The following is a 20,419-nucleotide window of genomic DNA, read 5'->3' as shown; positions in this document are numbered from 1 at the left end:
TATTCCCTTTAAGGAAAAGGTACAATAGCATAAATTATTTGTCGAATATTAGAAGTTAAAAATGAACACATGAGGCAATAAAATGACAAAAAAAGCACTTGTCCACTCATTTAAGAGCAGGAAGCGCTATTTTTTTGCTGAAGGAATGTAAATGATAGCTTCGGTTCCCACGCCTTTTTTACTGCTGAACTCAATTTTCCCATCCATCACCTCTATAATCCGAAAGGTCACCATTAACCCTAATCCGGTTCCTTTCGATTTCTTGGAGTAATAAGGCTCACCTAGTCTCTTCAGATCGGCCTCATTCATACCTTCCCCATTGTCTTTTATCGCAATAACTACATTATTGGAATCGTCCTCATAGGCTCGAATTAATATTGTCCCATTTTCATTTAATGCTTCAATGCTGTTTTTGATAATATTGATAATCGCTTGCTTTAGCTTCGATGAATCTCCACGAACGTATAAATAAGGGGATAAGTCCGCCTTGATGACACCGCCTTGCATATTCGCTAAAGGCACCAATATCCCTTCAATTTTCTTGAGCTCCTCAGCAACGTTCAAAAGAGACTTCTCTTCAAGCTGGGGTTTGGCGAACGTTAAAAAATCGGTAATAATATCCGAGGCTCGATCCAGCTCGTCTATTGCCATCCCCATAAACCCTTTTTCTTTCTCATTCGTTGATTTCTCGCCAAGCAGTTGAAGGAAACCTCTTGTCACTTGCAGCGGGTTGCGAACCTCATGGGCTACCGACGCAGCCAATTGACTGATGATATCCATTTTTTCAGCGCGTTGAAGCTCATTATTAAATACCTCTAGTTGCTTGGAGTAGCTTACAACCTGTTCATAATTCAACAATATTCTTCTTACTAAAATAATGATCAAGGATGTGATAAAGCAAAAAATGCCCCATTTCCAGTAGATCAAATCATAATTCGCATCTTGAATAAAGTACCAAACGATTTCTAGGGCTGCTATCATTGCGAAAATGCCGAATCCTATTGTGATAATAATGGCTTCTCTATTTTTTTGCAGACTATACTTGATGAAACAGCCAATTAGCAGCATATTTCCAAAAACGACCGTTCCGGCAAACGTTAACATGGTAACGGAAATATAATATTTTTCAATTTTATCCGATATAAATGAAGCAAATAGCCATATTACTGAAATCGTTGAAATATAGACCTGTACCTTTCTAAAGCGAGTTATTAATCCATAGGGTCCTCTTCCAAATATTTTCTCAAAAAAGATAAAAATAGAAGGCATCACTAAGTTAGAGCTGATATCAAACATATAATAAATGACAAATCCGTATTCCTTATATACCGTATGCACATATGGAGAAAGAGAGAGAAGCATGACACCGATTGAAAAAACAAAGATAGAAAGGGAGTTTAAACCGGACAAATAAGATTTATTTAAAAATAAAAAGCATAAAAACATAGCCAATGATACAAATAAAAGTGTTGCCCCAATAACAACATCGAACATTTCCTGCTTCATAAAAGCTTTACCAAGAGTCTGGCCTTCGCCAATAATGATCGGTTTCTTAAGACCCAACCAATCAGAATCCGTATGCAAAAGAATATATACCATCTGATTAGCTTCGTTTTCCGCAATAGACAAAAGAATTTCGTTTTTATTATAGGAATAATTTCGATAAGACTCATAAACGAGCTTTTCATTGATATAAATCGAAACGTCTTGGGCAATCAACTTGCTTATTAATAATACAGGCCTTGCCAAATCATATTCTGGCAGCTTAAACCTGATCCAAGCAGCTTGAATATTTGCTGGCTTCTCAGGCAATCCATCCTCATAGGCGAAGGTTTGCCACTTTGTTGACAGCCTATTTGAAGCAGCATTCTGAACGATACCGTGCGAATTGTCCTCCCACATCATTTCCCACTCTGTTATAACGGCACTTTTAGAAGCCGATAACGCAAAAGAAGTCGCAGGAAGAAGCAAACAGGCTATTAATAGAAATAAAAAGAGAACCCATACATATTTATGTAATGCTTTCATTGAACACCTCAGAATGTAAAAAATGCATTACTTTCTTTTCTACTAAGATTCGACAAACTTTGATAAGCCTCCTCCTGACATCCCACTATTTTCTAAGAAAGTGTAGTCCTTTTCCGAACTATATTAAAATAAAAAGCCGCCCCATCCGGTCATTGACCACATGAGACAGCTTATTGTCCTTATTTTGTGCGTAGCAAAGAAAAACCATGCCTTCTGCGTTGCTTTATCTAAAATCGGCTGTCCGCTTCGGGCTGTGATAATTGCAAATAGTCAAAATGCACTCGACAACCGTCACCCTTCGGAGATTGCGCCACTACACCTGCAACTAACCCGGAAGGACATTTCATCCCGAAGTACCGAATTAACCTCCAATCCTCTCCATCCATTGAATAGAAAAAGGAGACACAGTCTTGTGATTTCGTTATGCGCAAATACGGATTTTCGACCGTAACACGCTCTGAATTACAATCATCTGAGGATCCGTCCCTCGTAACAACCGAAACAATCGTAGGATATTGGCCGTTGTATTCAAAACAAAGCTTGGCCCAGTTTTCATGGTCAGACATCAGCATCAAGCATCCGGAATCATAGGTATTCCGCATCTCAGCTCGAAGCCGAGTTGTCAACTCGAATGACGAATCGACAGGGAGATGAAGAAACGGCGCAGAGCTTGCAATATGGATTCCTGCCGGGTCCTGGAAGAAATCTGCAGAAGGCGGGGCTACAATCATAAGCCCCCCCTCCTCGGTGTACATCGTATTTTCCGGCGGATTCATCCAGCTCATTCGTTCCCTAGCTTCAGGTGAAAATAAATTGTTGTTCATTCCTATTCCTACTTTCAAATGGATTTATTTTTATTTTTATTAAGCTTGACTGAACTCCCTGTAATGTAATAATTCACCAACTGTCCATCTTTGTCCTTTATCCTCGGCCTTCAAATTCATTTGTTTCGCATCCTCCTCTTGGTGTGGAAAATTAAAGTTGTTTAATGAGGGGCCAGTAAAATCAACGGGTTCTTTAATGGAGCTAACCTTCTCAAAGGCATGGCTAGAAGTTGTGAGAGGTCGGGGCTAGCGATCGCTTTCTTCTTATCGCCTTTCGATTCCTTCAGCGATGAAGCGATGAAGAACCGCGGCGAGAACGCCGAACGGCAGGTTGATGTAGAAAATCCATTGCCAGGCCGAATTATCGACGATAAATCCGCAGACGTACTGTACAGACTAAACATGATCAGCAAAAAATAGCCTTGGCCGACTAACGGCCAAGGCTATTTGCATACGAGCGAATCGGAGCCGATTCGCGATTAGTGACCCATCATCATCTCCGGGTCCGGATTGTGCCCGCCGGCGGTTCCGTCTTCTTCCTGCTGCTTCGGTTTACGCAGAAGGAGCGACAGTGCGACACCCGCGGTCGTTAGGCACGCGGACAGGAAGAACGTGTCGCCGTAACCCGCGACGACGGCGTTCAGCGGATTTGCGTCCGCTCCCGCGCTTGCGGCGTGGGAAGTGATTTGCGACGTCAGATAACCCGTCAGGCCCGCGACCGCGAACGAGACGACGACTTGCTGAGCTGCTGTTGTCAGCGGTGTGACTCGGCTCACCAGACGGCGAGGCGCAGAGTTCAGGACATGCGTGTTGAGCGGCATCATGGAGAAGCCCATGCCGAGACCCATGATGCAGATGCACAGGATGATAACCCACAGCGAGGTATCCACCGATATGCCGGACAAGATGAACAGGGAAATGGATACGACGGCAAGACCGGCGAAGGCGAGCGGACGCGCGCCGATCTTGTCGAACAACCGGCCGCTGATCGGCATGCCGATTGCCGCGCATAGCGCATAAGGCATTAGAATCCAGCCCGTTTCAAGCGCGGTGTAGTGCATGACGCCTTGCAGGTACAGCGGCACGATCAGCATTGCGCCGAACAGCGCGAGCTGTACGACCCATGTCAAGATGATGCTGCGTGTAAAGTCGGAAGACTTGAACACTTTCAGCTCCAGCAGCGGCTGCTTCTGCCCCAGTTCCACGAAGATGAAGAGGATGAGCGCGATGCCGCCGACGGTCAAGCCCGTGATCGTCGAAGTCGAGGACCAGCTGGTGCCGCCTTCGCTTACGCCGTACGCCAGCATGGAGAAGGCGATCGGCGCGAGGCACATGCCGATGAGGTCCAGATGCGGCGCCGCATGGCGGTTGGATTTCGGCAAATATTTATAGCCGAGAATGATGGCGATAATGCCGATCGGCAGATTGATGATAAAAATCCAGTGCCAGCTGACAGAATCGACCAGCCAGCCGGATAACACCGGACCGAACGCCGGCGCAATCAGCATTGGGATGCCGAGTAAGCCCATGATGGATCCGCGGCGCTCTGGAGGCGCGAGCTTGAACACCATAGTCATCCCGATCGGGCCCACCATGCCGCCGCCCAAACCTTGAATGATGCGGTAAAGGATCAGCTGTTCCGGCGTTTGCGCGATGCCGCACAGCACGGAGCCAATCGTGAACAGGGCGATCGTAATCATGAAAATTTGCTTGGAGCCGAATTTATCGGTCATCCAGCCTGCAAGCGGGATAACGGCGGATAAGGCCAGCGTATAGCCGGTGACGGTCCATTGGATCGTCTTCAGATCGGTATCGAAGTATTCAACGAGTTTCGGAATGGCATTATTGACGACGGTGCTGTCCAGAATTACCATGATCATGGCGACAATAATCGCCATGAGCGGCGGCAGAATGGCTTTCAGCGAGAAGTCGTCCCCGCCGGCTGCCATCGGTTTTGTTTGCTTTGGAGCTGACATAGGTCCCTGCTTTCTGCTCATCGAGCTGTGTATGGATGAAAATAATGGTCGAGGAACAAATGGATCCGTTCTTCGATGGACGCCGACACGCGGAAATAGGAGTCGTCGTTGGATTCTTGCTTACAATCGACCTTGATGACGGGCTACAGGATGGCGCCGAAGATTTTCTTAATCATCAGCGCAGCTTATCGCGGCCGACGACACCTCCGATCCGTCAATATGGCGCTTTCTCGTACAAATTCGCAGGCAATGCCTGCACGAACGGCGACCAATCGCCTGTCGTGTAAAGATAAAGCCGGTGCATGGCCCGCGTACACGCCGTATAAAGAAGCTTGCGTTCGTTGTCCCGGCCGTAAGCTTCGGGCGAAGCATCATAGACCAAGACTGCATCGAACTCGACACCCTTGGCGAGATACACGGGAATGACCATCACTCCTTTTTCAAAGCCCAGCGTCTCCTTCGTAATGAGCCGCAGAGCTTCTCCTCCTTGAATCCGTAACGATTCATGGGCCTCCCGGGTTTCGGCTGCGGTCTTCGTGATGACGGCGATGGAATCGAAGCCCTCGGCCCTGAGCGCCGCGATGTCTGCCAGAATTTGCGCATCACGCTTCTCCCCGTCGTCCAGTCTCGCCAGAAGGGGCTTTTGGCCTCCCCTTTCAAACGGTGCAATTTCTTCCCCGTCCGGATGCATCGATTTCGTAAATTCAACAATCTCCCTGGTTGAACGATAACTGCGTACAAGGCAGACAAGGCTTGTTTCGGCTTCGCCGAAAAGGCGGACCAGCGGCGAATCGGCTGCGGCCAAACTTGTAGCCTGCATGAAGATCGCTTGCCCGAAGTCGCCGAGCACCGTCATACGGGCACGGGGAAACAGCTTTTTTAGATATTCATATTGAAACGGCGAATAATCCTGACCCTCATCAACGAAGACATACCGGATTTCCGTGTTCGTCCGGACGCCTTCGATCAGTTCTTTTACATACAAATACGGAGTCGCATCCTCGTGGAACAACTCGTTCCGGAGCAGCTTTCCCTTGGTTTGCCTGCATATTTCAGGCCACAGCGGAGGGATGACGGCCCCATTCGTTTTCTCCCGATAAGCGGCTTCGTCGACAAACAATTGATCATATATGCCTTTGACATCTACAAACGAGAATTTCTTCACACTTTTCCTTAGCGGTTTAAAGCTTTCTTTCACGATCCTTCGGCGGAGCAGATCTTCCTCCCTCCGGGCGAAGTCAAAGTCGCCTTCATCTTCCCGGCGCTTGTTGTTGATTTTCTCGCGAACTGCGGCGTATTGTTCCGCAACGTCGAATACTTCCTTCTCTTTATGCAGCATTCCGAAGACTTCCATGTACTGCTCGGTGTCGAGATAATTCAACTCTTCCTGTACCCAAGGAGCTTCCCGTTCCATGCGTTCCAGCGAAGCCAGTTCATTCAGCAGCCATTCCTGCAAGAGAACGACACGATTGAGCAACGGCAGGGAACGGTCATAACCGTAAAATTTCGCTCTCATTCGCTCCGCGGTAATCAAATCGCGATCCCGAATCCGAATACCGTTGAATTGCATGCCTTCCCGTCCCAACCACATTCCATAGTTCTGCAGGGCTTGCAAGAAAGACTCAGAAGCTTTATACTCGATCCCCTGAATACGAGCCTCGTACCCCGGCGCTCCTCGTGCGGTCAGCACATATTCGATCTGATCAAAGGGATCCTCCGGCCGTAACGAGGAACCTAGCCAATAGTCGAGATATTCTTGAAAAGTCGTCTGCTGCATATTCTCTTCACCGAGCTCCGGAAGGACGGTGGAGATATAACTGGTGAACATCGGATTCGGTGAGAAAAGAACGATCTGATCGGCCCTGATCGTCTGGCGGTGTTTGTACAGCAAGTACGCCACCCGCTGCAATGCCGCGGAAGTCTTACCGCTGCCGGCCGCCCCTTGTACGATAAGCATCCGGCTTTTGTCATTGCGGATGATGGCGTTTTGTTCCTTCTGAATGGTTGCCACGATACTCTTCATTTGCGAGTCCGCACCTTTGCCGAGCACTTGCTGCAGCAATTCGTCTCCGATCGTTTCGCTCGCATCAAACATGTTGCGGATTTGCCCGTTTTGAATCTGAAACTGCCGTTTGAGCTCCATCGTCCCTTCGATTCGTCCGGCCGGCGTGACATAAGACGCCAGACCGGGGGAGTAGTCGTAGTACAGGCTCGCGATTGGCGTACGCCAGTCATAGACCAGAAAGCTCAATCCGTCTTCGTCGACGAAGGAAGATACGCCGATATAGATCTGCTCGCTGAGGTCCAGGCCATCCTCCTGGAAGTCGATGCGCCCGAAATAAGGAGACGTGCGCAAACGGTTCATGCTTTTCCATTGCTGCGTCAACAGCTTGTGGCCGCGCTCCCGTTCGGCCAATACCGCGGACTGCTGGTTAATCGTGTAAAAGGTCTCTTCGAAATCTTCGTACGTGCTAGTGTTAATCGTAACTTCTTCCCAAAACCGCTTGCGGATGTCCGTAGCCTGATCGCGCAGTCCGGCAACCTCCGGTTCCAGTTCGGCGATTCTCGCCTGCAGCTTGTTCCTGACCCGTTCCAGCCTCTCCTGTTCCTGCCGCCAATCCTTCGCTTCCATCTCCCCTGAACACACTCCTTTTTCCGTTTTTTTGGGATAAAAAAGAGCATTGACAAATTAAAGTTCCAGATGTACAATTAAAGTAGGAATAGAACTGGATACACTCTTTATTTAAATTTGTCAGTGACGCTATCGATTATATCATAGCGTTAATTTGCGTTCAATCTATTTTTTCGCCCTCCGGCAGAGCTGAACACTGACCTAGATTGTGGACAGTTTAAACAAACCACCGCGGAGTTAAGCTGCCAGGAGATGACCCTTGAATTCATTAGGGGTCATCTTTTTTTATGTCCACTGGCTCTGAATAGTAATAGGTTATGTTGTAAGCGGAGCTCGAACTTCTTCAGGGGTACCCTTAACTTAATTGGATGTGGCAAAAGAATGAAAACACTTAAAATTAAAGAACTTTATATTCTCTCATCACCTCTTCATACAGCGTCCTTTCGTATCATCTATATGAAATAACGCCAAAGCACTGGCAAATAAATTTGCCAGTGCTCTGCATGATTATCGCAGCGCGAAGACTTTCTCCGTCTGCTCGACCTGCCAATCGATGATCTCGTCGTACCCGAGACCCTTGGATTTCTCGATCATTGCGTTCTTCAGCTTGTTGTATTCGTTCTCGTCTTTGGCGAATACCATTTTCCACGAATGCTCCTTGATGACGGTCCCAACCTGGCTCAGCTTCTGCTCCAGCATGGAATCCATGACTGCCGGTGCCTCCGTTGTCGATATCGGGTTATTGACAGCAAGCTGGTTGTTCTTCGTCAGCAGTTCTTTCGGCGTCAATGCGCCCGTCGTTTCCCGCCATGATTTCTCGACAGGATTCGGGTTATCCTCCAGAACGGATTTCCACATGTTCCAATCGTACGGCTCGTTCGTGTCCGGGTTAATCGTCGACGTTTTCAGCGTCGTGTTATTGATCTGCGGAGCACCATCTTTATAAGTACCGCCACCGAATTCCGCGGCTACTTGCTGCGAGTTGTCTTTTAGCGCCAGTTTGCCGAAATCGGTCAGAACGGCTTTCCCGTCTTTCAGTTCCCATGTCAAGCCTTCAGGTCCGTTTATCATTGTCATTACGCCTTCAGGCGTGTACAGCCAGTTAATGAATTCCATAATCCGTTCCGGATGCTTCGCCTTGGAGCCGATCGCCCAGATCCGATTGCTTCCATATGGCGAGAAGCCGTACGAATAGATTTTCTGTTCTTCGAAGCCTACCATTTGGAAGCCCTTGCCCGCATCTGTATGGACAGGTGTGTTGTAGGAACTATCCAGCCATGGGAACCAGGAGAAGAGCACCTGGCCATCCTTGAACTTATTGACCACGTCGTCAAACTTCTGGGTTAGAGAGTCAGGATCCATGAGCCCCATTTGATTGGCGTCGTAATAGAGCTTTAGGGTACGCAAATAATAGCTGTTCTCGTCCAATATGCCCTGGAATTTGTCTTCATGGGCAGCTATCTCAAGCAGGCTGCCCTGATTGAAGCCGTCTCCGATATCATAGCCGTGCATGGTGGCGAACTGCTTCCCCAGCGTCATGTAATTGCCGTCCCAATCCGCCCACATTGAGATTCCGTATGTCGGTCTGCCGCTGTCGCTCTTCGGCTCCAGCTCCTGCATTTGCTTGAGCAGGGGCAGAATGTCCTCCATTTTCGTCAGCTTCGGGCTGCCCAGCTTCTGGTACAGGTCCCATCGCATGTCGAGCTGGTATGTCATCGTATTCCCCTCGGAAGGCCCGGCAGGCATGTTCGACGCGTCATGTCCTACGCCGTAAACCGCTGTGCCGCCGCCGAAGTTCTTCTTGTTTTTCTCGATCGCTTCCGGTACGTTCGCGAGGATATCCTTGCCGTATTTCTCAAGCAGACCGTCCTTCGTCCAATCTAGAAGCAGGCCAGCTTTGATGGCGTCTCTGTATTCCTGGCCATCGTTGCCGAATACGACCAAATCGCCGAGATCACCGGATGCCATAAGCGTCGCGAACTTGGCTGCGCCGCCCGCAAGGTTAGGAGCCGTGATACTCATCTCGAGCCCGAATTTATCCTTCAGAATTTTGCCATACCAGCCGCCCTGTTCGCCGGCGAAGTTCGCCAGCTGCGACAATACTTCGATCTTGTAAGGCTCTTTCGTTGCGGAGTCTGTGTCCGAAGCCGTATCCGTACTCGCCGCGTTATTGCCTGTATTGCTTGCCTTACCCGCATTCCCCTCATTGTTGCCGCCGCTCGAGCATGCTGTAACGCCCATCAAAAGGATGGATGCAGCCGCTACAATTTTCACTTTTTTGAGCAAATTCTCCACGTATTTCGACCTCCCGTATCTTATTAATAATTACAAACTTTTAAAATATTGGAAACTAAAATCCGTGTCTCACCCCCTTCAACCTCTTAATGCGGTTGAGTTATCCTTTCACAGCTCCGATCATAATTCCTTTCACGAAGAAACGTTGGAAGTAGGGATAGACGAGCAGGATGGGAAGCACAACGATCATCGATACCGTTGTTCGGATCGAGGTCGGCGTCTGCAGGTTGGCAAGGTCAAGCCCCTGCCCTCCGGAAGAATTCCGCACGATGGCCGCAAGCGAAGATGCTTCGTTCATATATTTATAGAGCACGAATTGCAGCGTGAACAGCTTCTGATCCGTCATCAGGAACAAAGTGTCGGTAAACGAATTCCACTGGCCGACTGCCGAGAAAATGGCGATTGTGGCTACAATCGGCGTAATCAGCGGGAACACGATACGAGTGAATATAATCCAATAGCCAGCTCCGTCGATCTGCGCGGATTCCTGAAGCGCAGCAGGGAGCGATTCAACGAACGTTTTGACCAGGATGACAAAAAAAGGCGATACGATAGCTGGCAAAATATACGCGAGAAAGTTGTTCGTCAGATGGAGATTGAGCATCGTAATATACCACGGGATAATGCCTGCGTTAAAATACATCGTAACGATTATGAATCGGTACCAAAATTTCCGCGCCCACATTTCCTGTTTAGTGAACAGGAAGCCCAGGAAGGCGGCTCCGCACACAGCAAGCGCAGTGCCGATTACCGTACGGCCAAGCGATACGAGACCGGCTTGACCAAATCCGGGAATATGCAGCACTTGGGCATAATTGCTGAAATGAATTTCCTTGGGGAAGAAGGTGATGAGCCCTCGACTGCTCAGATCGTTGTTGCTAATCGTATTGATGAACAAGTAATAGAAGGGAAAAATACAGAGCAGCGCGATGACCGCGAATACGAAATAATTGACAGTGTGGAACACGGTGTCACCCGCGCTTTGTTTCTTGCGCATACGGTTCTCCTCCTTGCTGTCCGATTAGATGATACTTTCGCCGCGAACGATTTTGGAGAGGCTGTTGGCGAAAAACAGCAATGCGACGCTGATGAATGATTTCAGCATGCTGACTGCCGTCGCGAACGAAAAATTGTTGCCGATCAGACCAATATTATAAACATACAGGTCAAGCACCTCGATGTTACTTTTGTTGATCGCGTTCTGGAAAACAAAGTACTGTTCTATACCATTATTAATGAAGTTGGCAATCGTCAGCAGCAGCAGCACGAAATATGTAGGCATAATGCCTGGAACGGTAATATGCCAGATCGAGCGGAACCTGCCCGCGCCGTCCACTCTCGCGGCTTCATACAGCTCCTGGTCGATTCCCGCAATGGCGGCCATGTACAGAATGGCGCCCCATCCAAGCCCCTTCCATAGATCCCATAGCGACATCCTCAGCCAAGTGTGGCTGTCAGAAGCAAGAAAGTTAATGCCTCGGTCGATGAATCCTAGGTTCATCAAAATTTGATTCACCAGTCCGTTATCTACCGAAAACAGCATGAATGCGAAAGAGTAGACGAGTACCCAGCTGATGAAATTAGGCAGCGTGGTCAGAATCTGTACGCTTTTCTTGAATCGTGCTGATCGCATTTCGCTCAGGAAGATAGCGAAGATAACGGGCAGCACGGATGCCACGATATTAAGCGAGCTCATAGCGACCGTATTCCGCATGACGCGCAATACTTCCCCTGTCTGAGTCGGATTGCTAAAGATCGTCTTAAACCACTGCAGGCCGACGAAATCGGTCTGATTTAGCGGAATGCCCGGCCGAAAATTATAGAAAGCATAAATCCAACCGTAAAGAGGCAAATACGAGAACAGGAAGACCAGCACCAAGAACGGCGCCGCCATGAGGAACAGCTTGTACTTTGGACTGATACCCATCAGCCGCTTTTTGCCGGGAATCGACTCAATGCCGTTTCTCGTTTGAAGGGAATTGTACAATACGAACCTCCTCCTTGATTAACTGCAGGATAGAATTTCTACGCTGTACTGCTGCAGCCGCGCTATGATCAGATTTCAGGTTGCGCTCGTACTGCAGCCCTCTCATCAATCATTCTCCTTTCGTGGTTTCGACCTTGGACTTGCTGATCCGCTAGAATCCAGGTGCCTGCCTTTCCCTCATTAGCTGCTCGAATCGCTTGTCCCATTTTCCCCACAATTCCTTACCCGTGAGTCCACCTGCAAACATCTCCTGCAAATATTTCCATATTTCTCCGGTATCTACAGAAAAATTGGTTTCGCCTGACATCACGGTTTTCTTTGGTTCCATATAACTGTCGACGATTTCCTGCTTGTACTGCGGCAGCTGCGGCGTGGATACATCGATTAGATTCGAGATATACAAACCTTTGTTCACGATACGCTGCGCCTGCTCGATCGACGCAAGGAATTCGAGGAACCGCTTCGCTCCGGCGATGTGCTTCGACTTCTTGGGAATGAAGAGCTGGCCGCCGAGCGGACTGATCGCAAGATCCGCATTCTTCGCATACGGTACGGGGAACAACCCTAGCTCCATCGACGGGTCCTTCTTCATCACGTCCGCGATGAACCAATCCCCCATCGTCATCATGGCCGCTTCATGACCGATGAATTTATCCATCGCCATGTCGTAGCTGTCATTCAAAATGTTGCGGTTCGTGTATCCTTTGTGGAAAAGATCGTACTGCTGCTGCGTGATGTCGATGAAGGCCGGGATGTCCGCGAACCCTCTCCTCCCCGCATTCAAGTCGTCCCATATCGTCGGATCGTTTTTTTTCGCATAATCCGCGAATGCGGACGATATCCAAAAATGGGCCGCCCAAGCGTCCTTGAAGGGCATGAAAAATGGCTCGATTCCCGCCGCCTTGATCCTCTCGCAAACGGCAAGAAGCTCCTGATAGTCGCGAGGCACCCCCAGACCCAGATCCCGGAAAATCTTTTTGTTGTATACGACCCCCTGTTGGCCTACATCCTGGTTCACGTGGAACCCATAGATGTGCCCATAATACGACAGCACGGTACTGTTCCGCAGCCGTCCAACCCATGGTTCATCGTCAAGGGCCTCAAAGTTTTTCTCCAGATTCAGCTCGTAAGCGGCGGTCTTCAAATTGTACAAAATCAAATCAGGGGTTTCCCCGACGGCAAGCTTGGTCTGAAGAACAGCCGTGACCTGATCCGAGGGCAAAATCTGAAGCTTGACGCGGATGCCGGTCTGTCGCTCGAATTCGGCAAACAAGGCTTTGTCGACGAAAAGGGAATTTTGCGAACTTTTCGTAATGGCCAATTCGATCGTCTCCGGCTCTTCAGCTGCCCGATCCGCTTCGAATGGAAGCGCATTCAAATTTGCCGTTTCCGCGCTGCCGCACGCAGTCGCCGCAAGCAGCGCTGTGGCAAGCAGCAGACCGCCCACAATCCTGTTTAATCGAATGCTCACACCCAATCCCTCCGCAACAACCTATTTGAATTATAGTTCGATAACCAGAGCGAGTACATGTTCGTGGTTTACAATTGATGTGTAATATTCTGAACCAATATAACAGTTGCCGAACCGGCCGGGCAATGCTATATTTGGTGAAAAACTCGGACTTGACATGGAAGGAACTGGATTGCATTGCTCAGAACATTTTTTGGAATGCGCTTTCAATATGGTCTCCGAACCAGGCTGATCGTCACGTTCTCCCTGCTGCTCGTCATGATTCTGGGCAGCTTCCTGATTTTTACGAATCTGCTTGTTATTAAGCCCCTCAAGCAGCGAACCATCCATGAAACCTTGCTGGCAACGTCCAACATTTCTGATCGGCTGGATGATTATATCGCTGTTCAGAACCAGCTGTCACAGCGTATTCTTTCGAACCGCGCGCTCTTCTCTTTCGGCGATCTCACAAAGCCTTCGGCTCAAAGCGTCGACGCATTAATCCAGAATCGGGTAATCAGCGACATTATGTTCCAAGCCGTTGGACCGAGCCTTAACATCCGCGACATTGTCATTTATGACCTGCAGGGAAAGGACGTCGCAACCTATATCGGGTTTGTCGAACCGCCGTCGCTCGAACCGCTGCTTCGCGATTCCGATGCGATCCGCAAACTGAAGGACAGCGCCTTTATCCTCCATGCCGGAGAGCAGCAGTCCGTTTCCTTTATCCGCTCCATTATCGACATTAACGGCAGAATCTATGGCTATTTATCCATCCAAATAGACGATAACGATTTGCGCAAGCTCGCCGATGTGGGGAATCTTGGATCCGTATATGTGATGGATAGCCGTGGCAGCTTAGTCATTCAATCCCGGAATGCCGATTATTCCAAGCACGCGACGAGTCTACATAAGGTCTCAGCTCCACAAGGGATCTTCCAGGACCCCGGTGATTATTATATCGCCTACCATACTTCCGCGCATACAGACTGGACAGTATACACGGTCATTCCGCGAAAATTCGTTCTAGGTTCGGTCAATTCGGTTACCAATATCGCGGTCATCCTGATAGTCTCGCTCACCTTGTTCAGCTACCTGTACATTCATTACACGTCCAAGAGCCTTGTGCTCCCCATACGCAAACTTCGAAGCAAGATCCTGAACATCAGCTACAGCAACTTGAGCCTTAAAATGGACAACCGGTTGTACAACAATGAGCTTCACCTGTTCAATGAAGCATTCCTCGAGCTGCTAGAACGGCTGCAATCCTCTATCGAGAGGGAAAAGCTCGCGCTTCACGAGGAAGTCATGGCCAGAAATTCGGCGCTGCAGGCGCAGATCGCACCGCATTTCATTCATAACGTGCTCTATCTAATCAGCATCGCAGCGCAGGAAAATCAAATGGCAGCGGTGACCCAAATGTGCAAGCATCTGTCGGAGAGCCTGCGCTATATTGTATCTTCTCCTTACCAGCACGTATCGCTGCGGGATGAAATCGAACATACGCAGCATTATTTGTCACTCATCAAGCATAAGTACGAGGAAGATCTGGAGTGGGAGATCGAAATGGATCCCGCGGCGGAAGCGATCCTGCTGCCGCGCCTTGTCATTCAGCCTTTCGTGGAGAATTGCATCGAACACGCTTTCGATCTTACTGACCCTCCGTGGCGAATCGGCATTACCATCAAGCTCTATCGCGGACTGTGGGTTATCGAGATCAGCGATAACGGAAAAGGCTTCACTGAAGAGGGCATCAAAAACACGCTGAACAGAATTCGGGCCGGCGGCACGGCAAACCAACAGACGAAGATCGGAAGCATGGGCATCGTGAACACCGTCAACCGATTGGAGCTGATGTACCGGAACCGGCTATTTTTCAACATGTTCAATAAGTCGGAGAGCGGCGGCGCCACGATTCAAATCATCGCGTCGCTAACAAGGGATTTCTATTAACGGACTTCGGGGGAGGCGACGGAAATGTACCGGATACTCATCGCGGAAGACAGCAAACCGATTCTGCGGAACATCAAGGAATTGCTATCGAAATCGGAACTGCCCGTTCAAGTTGTCCATACGGCTTCTAACGGCGAGGACGCGCTGAAAGGGTTCGCCAGTCATTTCATCGACATACTGATTACGGATATCCGAATGCCGAAAATGGACGGGCTTGCTCTTATCGAGGAAGCGAAGAAAGCGAATCCCAAGCTTAAAGTCGTCCTAATCAGCGGTTACAACGATTTCGAGTATACCCGAAAGGCGATCAATCTGCAGGTCGCCGATTACTTGCTCAAGCCTGTGGAGCGCAGCGCGCTTATCGAGGTCATGGAGCGAGTGATCGCTCAGATCTGCGAGGAATGTCGCGACGAGTTCGCGGGCTTGGACGTGATTCTCGAACCTGCCGCAAGCCGGCGCTTAACGCTGCAACCGGAATTTTTTCGGCGCAAAAAGCTGGTCATCCTCCTTCATTTGCAGTATTTTCACCCCGAAGCTCCAGGCTGGCGGCCCGAATCCATTCAGAATGTATTGAGCCGCTCATTCAGCCAGCATCCTTTCTGGGTATTCGCAATCAACAAGCCGCGTCAGATGTTAGTACTGACGGAACCTTCGTTCATCGAAAGCACAGTCTCAACCATGGAACGGCTTGCGGAAATTCGCGCCAGATTGTATGAGGAAGGGCTGTCTACCTCGATCACCGGTCGTTTCATGCCGATAATGCCGAAGGACATCGCTGACTGCTGCCATGCGTTATCCGATTTCATAAGCAGCCGAATTTCGATCTTAGAGCCATGTCTTGCAGATATGGCTTACCCAGGCTCCCAAAGCATCGAAGTATTGGAGGACATGGAACGATTAGGCGCGCGCTATTGCGATATGATTATTAAGCTGCAGAAGGAACCGTTTCTCCGGCAATTAGGGGAGCAGCTGGGCAAGTGGGGCCGGTCAAACCTGCGCATCGTGCAGCTGCAGCGCTTCGTCGCCTTGCTAGCAAACGCCTTCGCGTTGCATCAGTCCGTCCGTGACGAAAGGATCGACTGGGAATTCCAAGCCGAAATGCAGCAGTTGTTCGAACGGACAAGCTACGTCGATTTCTGCTCAGGTCTGCTAACTCTATTGGAGAACCGATTCACGCTTGTGCAATCGCTTAATAAGAAAAGCGGATATGAGCTTTTCCTTTTGATCGATGGATATCTGCAGTCCAATCTCTACTCGCAAGTATCCTTGAACGATCTTGTCGCCGCCTTCCACGTGAGCCCATCGTATATAAGCCGGGTAGTCAGAAAACATGCGCAGCGCACGTTAATGCAGCATTATTTGGACTTGAAAATCACGGAAGCCCGAAAGGTCATGAAGTCGAATCCCGACTTGAAAATTAAGGAATTGTCGGAAGCGCTCTGCTTCTATGACCAACATTACTTTTCAAAGGTATTCAAAGAGTACGCGGGCTGCAATCCATCGGAGTACAAAAGGATGCTGCACGGCAATGGATCGTAATAAAGTTACATTGCAACATTTTTATCAGCAAGTAATGAAAATGAACCAATTACGCAAATAGGTAACTGGTTCATTTTCATTCGGTATGATGTTTTTGTTTTTGCTGCTTTCCGAAACAGGCCTCTGAGACAGAAAATTTCCTTAGTTCAGCATACTCATCAACAGCTGCTGCGATTTCAAAGCCTCCTCGCCATCTACGGCGATTTTCTTATCATGAATAATGCATTGTACAAAATGATCCACCGCGTCCTCGAAGCCGCGCTGCTTCAATATCGTCTGCCAAGCCGGCGGTAAGGTCGTTGTAAGCTTGTCATCCCGCTCCACCTCAAGCAAACTCATGTTTTTCACGCGAATAATCTCGCCTGCTGCGACGATCTCAAGCTGCTCTAGGCCCGTCCCGGCATTGCGATGCATGGCTGTCGTTACGGCAAAACCGTCTGGTGCGCTGTAATGATGCTGTGCATGCAGCAGTTGGTTTTCCTCGTTGATCCGAATGACACCGTTCTGTAAAGTTGCTCCACCATCCGCTAGCCACCTTGCTGTATCCACTAAATGCAAATAATCATCCAGCATCGTGAAATCCACGGAATTAGGACCGATCGAATTCGTTCGGTGCTTCTCCATTCGGACCCATGCAGCCTGCGACATGCGCTGCTTCGCCTGCACGTACAGCGGCGCGAACCGGCGGTTGAAGCCAACCATCAGCTTTCTGCCAAGTCTCGCGCTTAGCTCCGCAAGCTGCTCTGCTTCGCTTAGAGTGGAGGCAAGCGGCTTATCTACATATACATCCTTGCCCAAATGAAGAAGCGTAGATACAACTTCAAAATGCGAATCCGTCGAGCTATGCACAAATAGCGCATCACAGTCTCCAGCCAGCTCGTTTAAGCTTTCGAACGATCCAATTCGATACTCGCCGCAAATCGCCTCTCGCTTCTCCGCACTTGGAGAATAAGCTCCTACAAATGTCCAATCCGAGGCTCGCGATAGAAGGGGCAAATACACCTTTTGAGCAATACCTCCAAGTCCAACCATTCCAATACGAAGCTTATTCATCACGCTGCCACCTTTTCATTAGCTCTTTTTTCAGCCTAGCAAAAGCCTATTAACAAATTTTATATCCGCAGGTGCGAATGAATAATCGGCCAACTGCTCTGGACGAACCCAATGATACTCGTCATGATCGATCAGCGCAATTACGCCAGCGATAAACTTTGCTCGATAAGCAATCAATCGGATAAGGGAGTCACCATACCTATGCTCATTCATGTCAAAATACGCGAACACGTCGATCTCGATGCTCATTTCCTCCATCAGCTCTCTGCGCAGACATGCCTCAGGCGACTCCTTCTCCTCCAGCTTTCCGCCGGGAAATTCCCAAAGGCCGCCCTGCGGTTTCTCTATTTTACGCCTAGCAATTAGCAACAATCCTTGCTCGTTCTCGATTATAGCTGCTGCTACCTGAATCAATCAGACACACATCCTCCATCTGCAAATTCCTTATGTATCCATTTTGGTGTTCATTTATAAATTTTGCAAGCAAGATTACAACGAGTTATTTGCTCACAGCGCTCCTTTTTCTGGTAAAATATATACTTAACCTATTGAAACAATCAGAAAGAGGAATTGTTTTATGACAAAAAGGACGAACCCTAGCTACAGAAAAAGACTGATTGGACTTCTTGTACTCATTATTTTTTTGGCGGCTATTACCTTAATTCCATTGCCCTACTATATCCATCAGCCCGGTACGGTCGAGAAGCTCTCGGACTATGTCGCTGTTGAGAGCGGCAGCGCTTCGAGCAATGGCAGCTTCAACCTAACGACCGTCTATTCCTTAAAAGTAAACAATGCGATGACGATGGTCTATGGCCTGATTACGAAGGATTCAGAGATTAGAAAGTCAGATCAAGTGCGTGGAACGCTTACGGATGCCCAGTACGGCGCATTGCTCGAGCATATGATGAAAAGCTCGCAAAGCAACGCCGTTGTTTCTGCGCTCAGCCAGGCAAAAAAGCCCGTATCCTTAACGTATACCGGCGTCTTTGTGCAGTCGTTGCTTCCCGGCTCCAAGGCAGCTGGCGTGCTTTTTCCGGGCGATGTGATTGTTGAGGCAGAGGGTAAAGCGGTGAAACGGCAGAGCGACATCATTGCGATTTTGGCAGCTGGCGAGCAGGCAGGCGGAACGTTAGAACTAGTTGTGCAACGGAGCGGTGAGCGAATCAATCTCAAGATTCAACTCTATGAATCTGCACCCGGTACTGCTGAGAATGTCCGGCGAATTGGAATTGTGACAGAGGACGTTTATACCTATGAGTCGCCAGTGAACGTTTCCTATACCGAATCGGACATTGGCGGCCCTTCTGCAGGACTTATGTTTTCATTGGAAATTCTCGACCAGTTGACTGAAGGGGAGCTGACACATGGCAAGATTATCGCAGGCACAGGGACAATCGATGCGAGCGGCAGCGTCGGACAAATCGGCGGCATTCGCGATAAAATCATTGCCGCCGCGCATGCTGGCGTAGACATTTTCTTTTGTCCGGCGGACGTGATGGCTAGTGACAGCAATGAGAAGGATATATTGGATGAAGCACGCAAGAGAGGCTACAAGATTACGATTATTCCTGTTCGCACGCTTGAGGAAGCGATGAATGAGTTGGAGCGGCTTGGTGGGTAGAGCTGTGGGGAGCTTGGGTGGAGTTTGGGTGAATTATGTGCTGATAATAGCTCGTCGCAAAATAATAATGTAAGCTGATGACATCTGCTTTCTTCTAAGCTACAATAACTTTAGGTGAAGCACACCGCTTGTTCGCTGGACGATTGTCCGAAGAACGGGCGGTGTTTTTTTATTTTCAGGAGGTAGGAGCGGATAAGGATTATGGAAAATCGAATGATGTTTGGTGGCGTGGATATTGGAGCAATTAGCAACTGGAACGAATCCGAGCGAGCATATCGGGAGTGGATTGTTAAGCATACGGAGCTGCGCGATCCAACTAGTGAGCGTAGACGTCGGTTAGTGGAGCGAGACGACCATGGAGAGCAGCTTTTTGCAATGGATATCTGGTGGCCTGTGCTGCATAGCTTCGATCATTTGCATCCGGAGTATGAGGTGAACGATTATCGCGATGGAGGCCGGTTTCTAGACTTTACCTATATTCGCCCACCCCATCGGGTCTCCATTGAAATTGACGGCTTTGGACCGCATCAAAAACACGCTTCGCGGCGAAAATTTTCAGATGACCGTTTTCGGCAAAACCAACTCGTCCTAGACGACTGGATCATCGTTCGGTTCTCCTACGACGACCTTCGTGAAAGACCCAGACAATGTCAGCAATTTATCCAGCAGTTGCTTGGCAAATTATACGACCTCGGCCGTGATAATTTGTTGAATCACCAATTGCCTACGTTTGCCCGTGAGCTCCTGCGTTCCGTGCAACGCCAAGGCATCAAAACACCGTTTCGCCCTAAAGATCTTGAGCAGCTGCTTGGGGTAAGCCACTGTACGGCGCTAAAATACTTAAAGCAAATGGTGCATGATGGATTTATTGAAGCCGCATCCGGAGAAAAACGAATCCGCGCCTATTGCCTCACATCCAAGGCTGCTCGATTATATCTGTAAAACTTGAGATCCGCACACTTCGGGGCTGGTTGGTGGGGACGCGATGGAATAGATCTAGTTTCTAGATCTATTTTTGCAAAATTGGTTAGTTTGATGGAAATAGATCTAGTTTCTAG

The 20,419-nt window shown here is 48.9% G+C and carries 16 protein-coding genes; 6 read left to right on the top strand and 10 right to left on the bottom strand.

Annotated features, from left to right (window positions below; all coding sequences use genetic code 11):
* Window positions 1-126 precede the first annotated feature (126 nt).
* Together HI950_RS26885 and HI950_RS26880 are read right to left on the bottom strand one after the other, a co-directional pair.
* Complete coding sequence (locus tag HI950_RS26885) at window positions 127-2,028, bottom strand: sensor histidine kinase (protein ID WP_169087171.1); 1,902 nt, start codon at window positions 2,026-2,028, stop codon at window positions 127-129.
* Between the two features lie 227 nt (window positions 2,029-2,255).
* On the bottom strand, window positions 2,256-2,852 hold the full coding sequence (locus HI950_RS26880; RefSeq protein ID WP_169087169.1) for a DUF1349 domain-containing protein: 597 nt from the start codon (window positions 2,850-2,852) through the stop codon (window positions 2,256-2,258).
* Between the two features lie 219 nt (window positions 2,853-3,071).
* On the opposite strand from HI950_RS26880, the gene HI950_RS26875 reads away from it, so the two are divergent.
* Window positions 3,072-3,272, top strand: coding sequence for a hypothetical protein (locus HI950_RS26875; RefSeq protein WP_169087168.1), 201 nt, complete (start codon window positions 3,072-3,074; stop codon window positions 3,270-3,272).
* 59 nt (window positions 3,273-3,331) lie between these two features.
* On the opposite strand, the gene HI950_RS26870 is transcribed toward HI950_RS26875, so the two are convergent.
* Window positions 3,332-4,828 (bottom strand): MDR family MFS transporter, encoded by a 1,497-nt coding sequence (locus tag HI950_RS26870; protein ID WP_169087166.1) that lies wholly within the window; start codon window positions 4,826-4,828, stop codon window positions 3,332-3,334.
* Between the two features lie 44 nt (window positions 4,829-4,872).
* Here HI950_RS26870 and HI950_RS26865 point away from each other — a divergent pair, with 44 nt between their 5' ends.
* On the top strand, window positions 4,873-5,115 hold the full coding sequence (locus HI950_RS26865; protein WP_169087164.1) for a hypothetical protein: 243 nt from the start codon (window positions 4,873-4,875) through the stop codon (window positions 5,113-5,115).
* Here the strand turns inward: HI950_RS26865 and helD are convergent.
* The 5 genes from helD to HI950_RS26840 all read right to left on the bottom strand — a co-directional run bounded on the left by helD (window position 5,043) and on the right by HI950_RS26840 (window position 13,213).
* Window positions 5,043-7,460 carry an RNA polymerase recycling motor HelD gene (helD, locus tag HI950_RS26860; RefSeq protein WP_169087162.1) on the bottom strand — a complete coding sequence of 806 codons (2,418 nt, stop codon included), beginning with the start codon at window positions 7,458-7,460 and terminating at the stop codon, window positions 5,043-5,045. The genes HI950_RS26865 and helD overlap by 73 nt on opposite strands.
* Before the next feature lie 507 nt (window positions 7,461-7,967).
* A complete protein-coding gene (locus tag HI950_RS26855; protein WP_317618455.1) occupies window positions 7,968-9,755 on the bottom strand; it encodes an extracellular solute-binding protein in 1,788 nt (595 codons plus the stop codon).
* Window positions 9,756-9,855: 100 nt separating this feature from the next.
* Window positions 9,856-10,752 (bottom strand): carbohydrate ABC transporter permease, encoded by an 897-nt coding sequence (locus HI950_RS26850; protein WP_169087160.1) that lies wholly within the window; start codon window positions 10,750-10,752, stop codon window positions 9,856-9,858.
* A gap of 24 nt (window positions 10,753-10,776) precedes the next feature.
* Window positions 10,777-11,742: an ABC transporter permease gene (locus HI950_RS26845; RefSeq protein ID WP_223285523.1), complete on the bottom strand. Its 966-nt coding sequence runs from the start codon at window positions 11,740-11,742 to the stop codon at window positions 10,777-10,779.
* Between the two features lie 151 nt (window positions 11,743-11,893).
* Complete coding sequence (locus HI950_RS26840) at window positions 11,894-13,213, bottom strand: ABC transporter substrate-binding protein (RefSeq protein ID WP_317618454.1); 1,320 nt, start codon at window positions 13,211-13,213, stop codon at window positions 11,894-11,896.
* 177 nt (window positions 13,214-13,390) lie between these two features.
* Between HI950_RS26840 and HI950_RS26835 the strand changes: the two genes are divergently transcribed.
* Together HI950_RS26835 and HI950_RS26830 are read left to right on the top strand one after the other, a co-directional pair.
* Window positions 13,391-15,145 carry a cache domain-containing sensor histidine kinase gene (locus tag HI950_RS26835; RefSeq protein WP_317618453.1) on the top strand — a complete coding sequence of 585 codons (1,755 nt, stop codon included), beginning with the start codon at window positions 13,391-13,393 and terminating at the stop codon, window positions 15,143-15,145.
* Between the two features lie 24 nt (window positions 15,146-15,169).
* Complete coding sequence (locus tag HI950_RS26830; protein ID WP_169087158.1) at window positions 15,170-16,684, top strand: response regulator; 1,515 nt, start codon at window positions 15,170-15,172, stop codon at window positions 16,682-16,684.
* Between the two features lie 141 nt (window positions 16,685-16,825).
* Here the strand turns inward: HI950_RS26830 and HI950_RS26825 are convergent, their stop codons facing one another.
* Together HI950_RS26825 and HI950_RS26820 are read right to left on the bottom strand one after the other, a co-directional pair.
* Window positions 16,826-17,737 carry a Gfo/Idh/MocA family protein gene (locus HI950_RS26825; protein ID WP_169087156.1) on the bottom strand — a complete coding sequence of 304 codons (912 nt, stop codon included), beginning with the start codon at window positions 17,735-17,737 and terminating at the stop codon, window positions 16,826-16,828.
* Between the two features lie 30 nt (window positions 17,738-17,767).
* The gene (locus tag HI950_RS26820; protein ID WP_169087154.1) at window positions 17,768-18,151 is read right to left on the bottom strand and encodes a (deoxy)nucleoside triphosphate pyrophosphohydrolase; all 384 of its coding nucleotides are present in this window, start codon (window positions 18,149-18,151) and stop codon (window positions 17,768-17,770) included.
* A 163-nt stretch (window positions 18,152-18,314) separates the two neighbouring features.
* Between HI950_RS26820 and HI950_RS26815 the strand changes: the two genes are divergently transcribed.
* Both HI950_RS26815 and HI950_RS26810 read left to right on the top strand, forming a co-directional pair.
* The gene (locus HI950_RS26815) at window positions 18,315-19,361 is read left to right on the top strand and encodes a SepM family pheromone-processing serine protease (protein ID WP_169087151.1); all 1,047 of its coding nucleotides are present in this window, start codon (window positions 18,315-18,317) and stop codon (window positions 19,359-19,361) included.
* A gap of 201 nt (window positions 19,362-19,562) precedes the next feature.
* On the top strand, window positions 19,563-20,303 hold the full coding sequence (locus tag HI950_RS26810; RefSeq protein WP_169087149.1) for a response regulator: 741 nt from the start codon (window positions 19,563-19,565) through the stop codon (window positions 20,301-20,303).
* Window positions 20,304-20,419: the final 116 nt, after the last annotated feature.

Source organism: Paenibacillus sp. PL91 (genome assembly GCF_012935325.2).
Classification (GTDB): Bacteria; Bacillota; Bacilli; order Paenibacillales; family Paenibacillaceae; genus Pristimantibacillus.
This window is presented reverse-complemented; position numbering and strand designations above follow the sequence as displayed.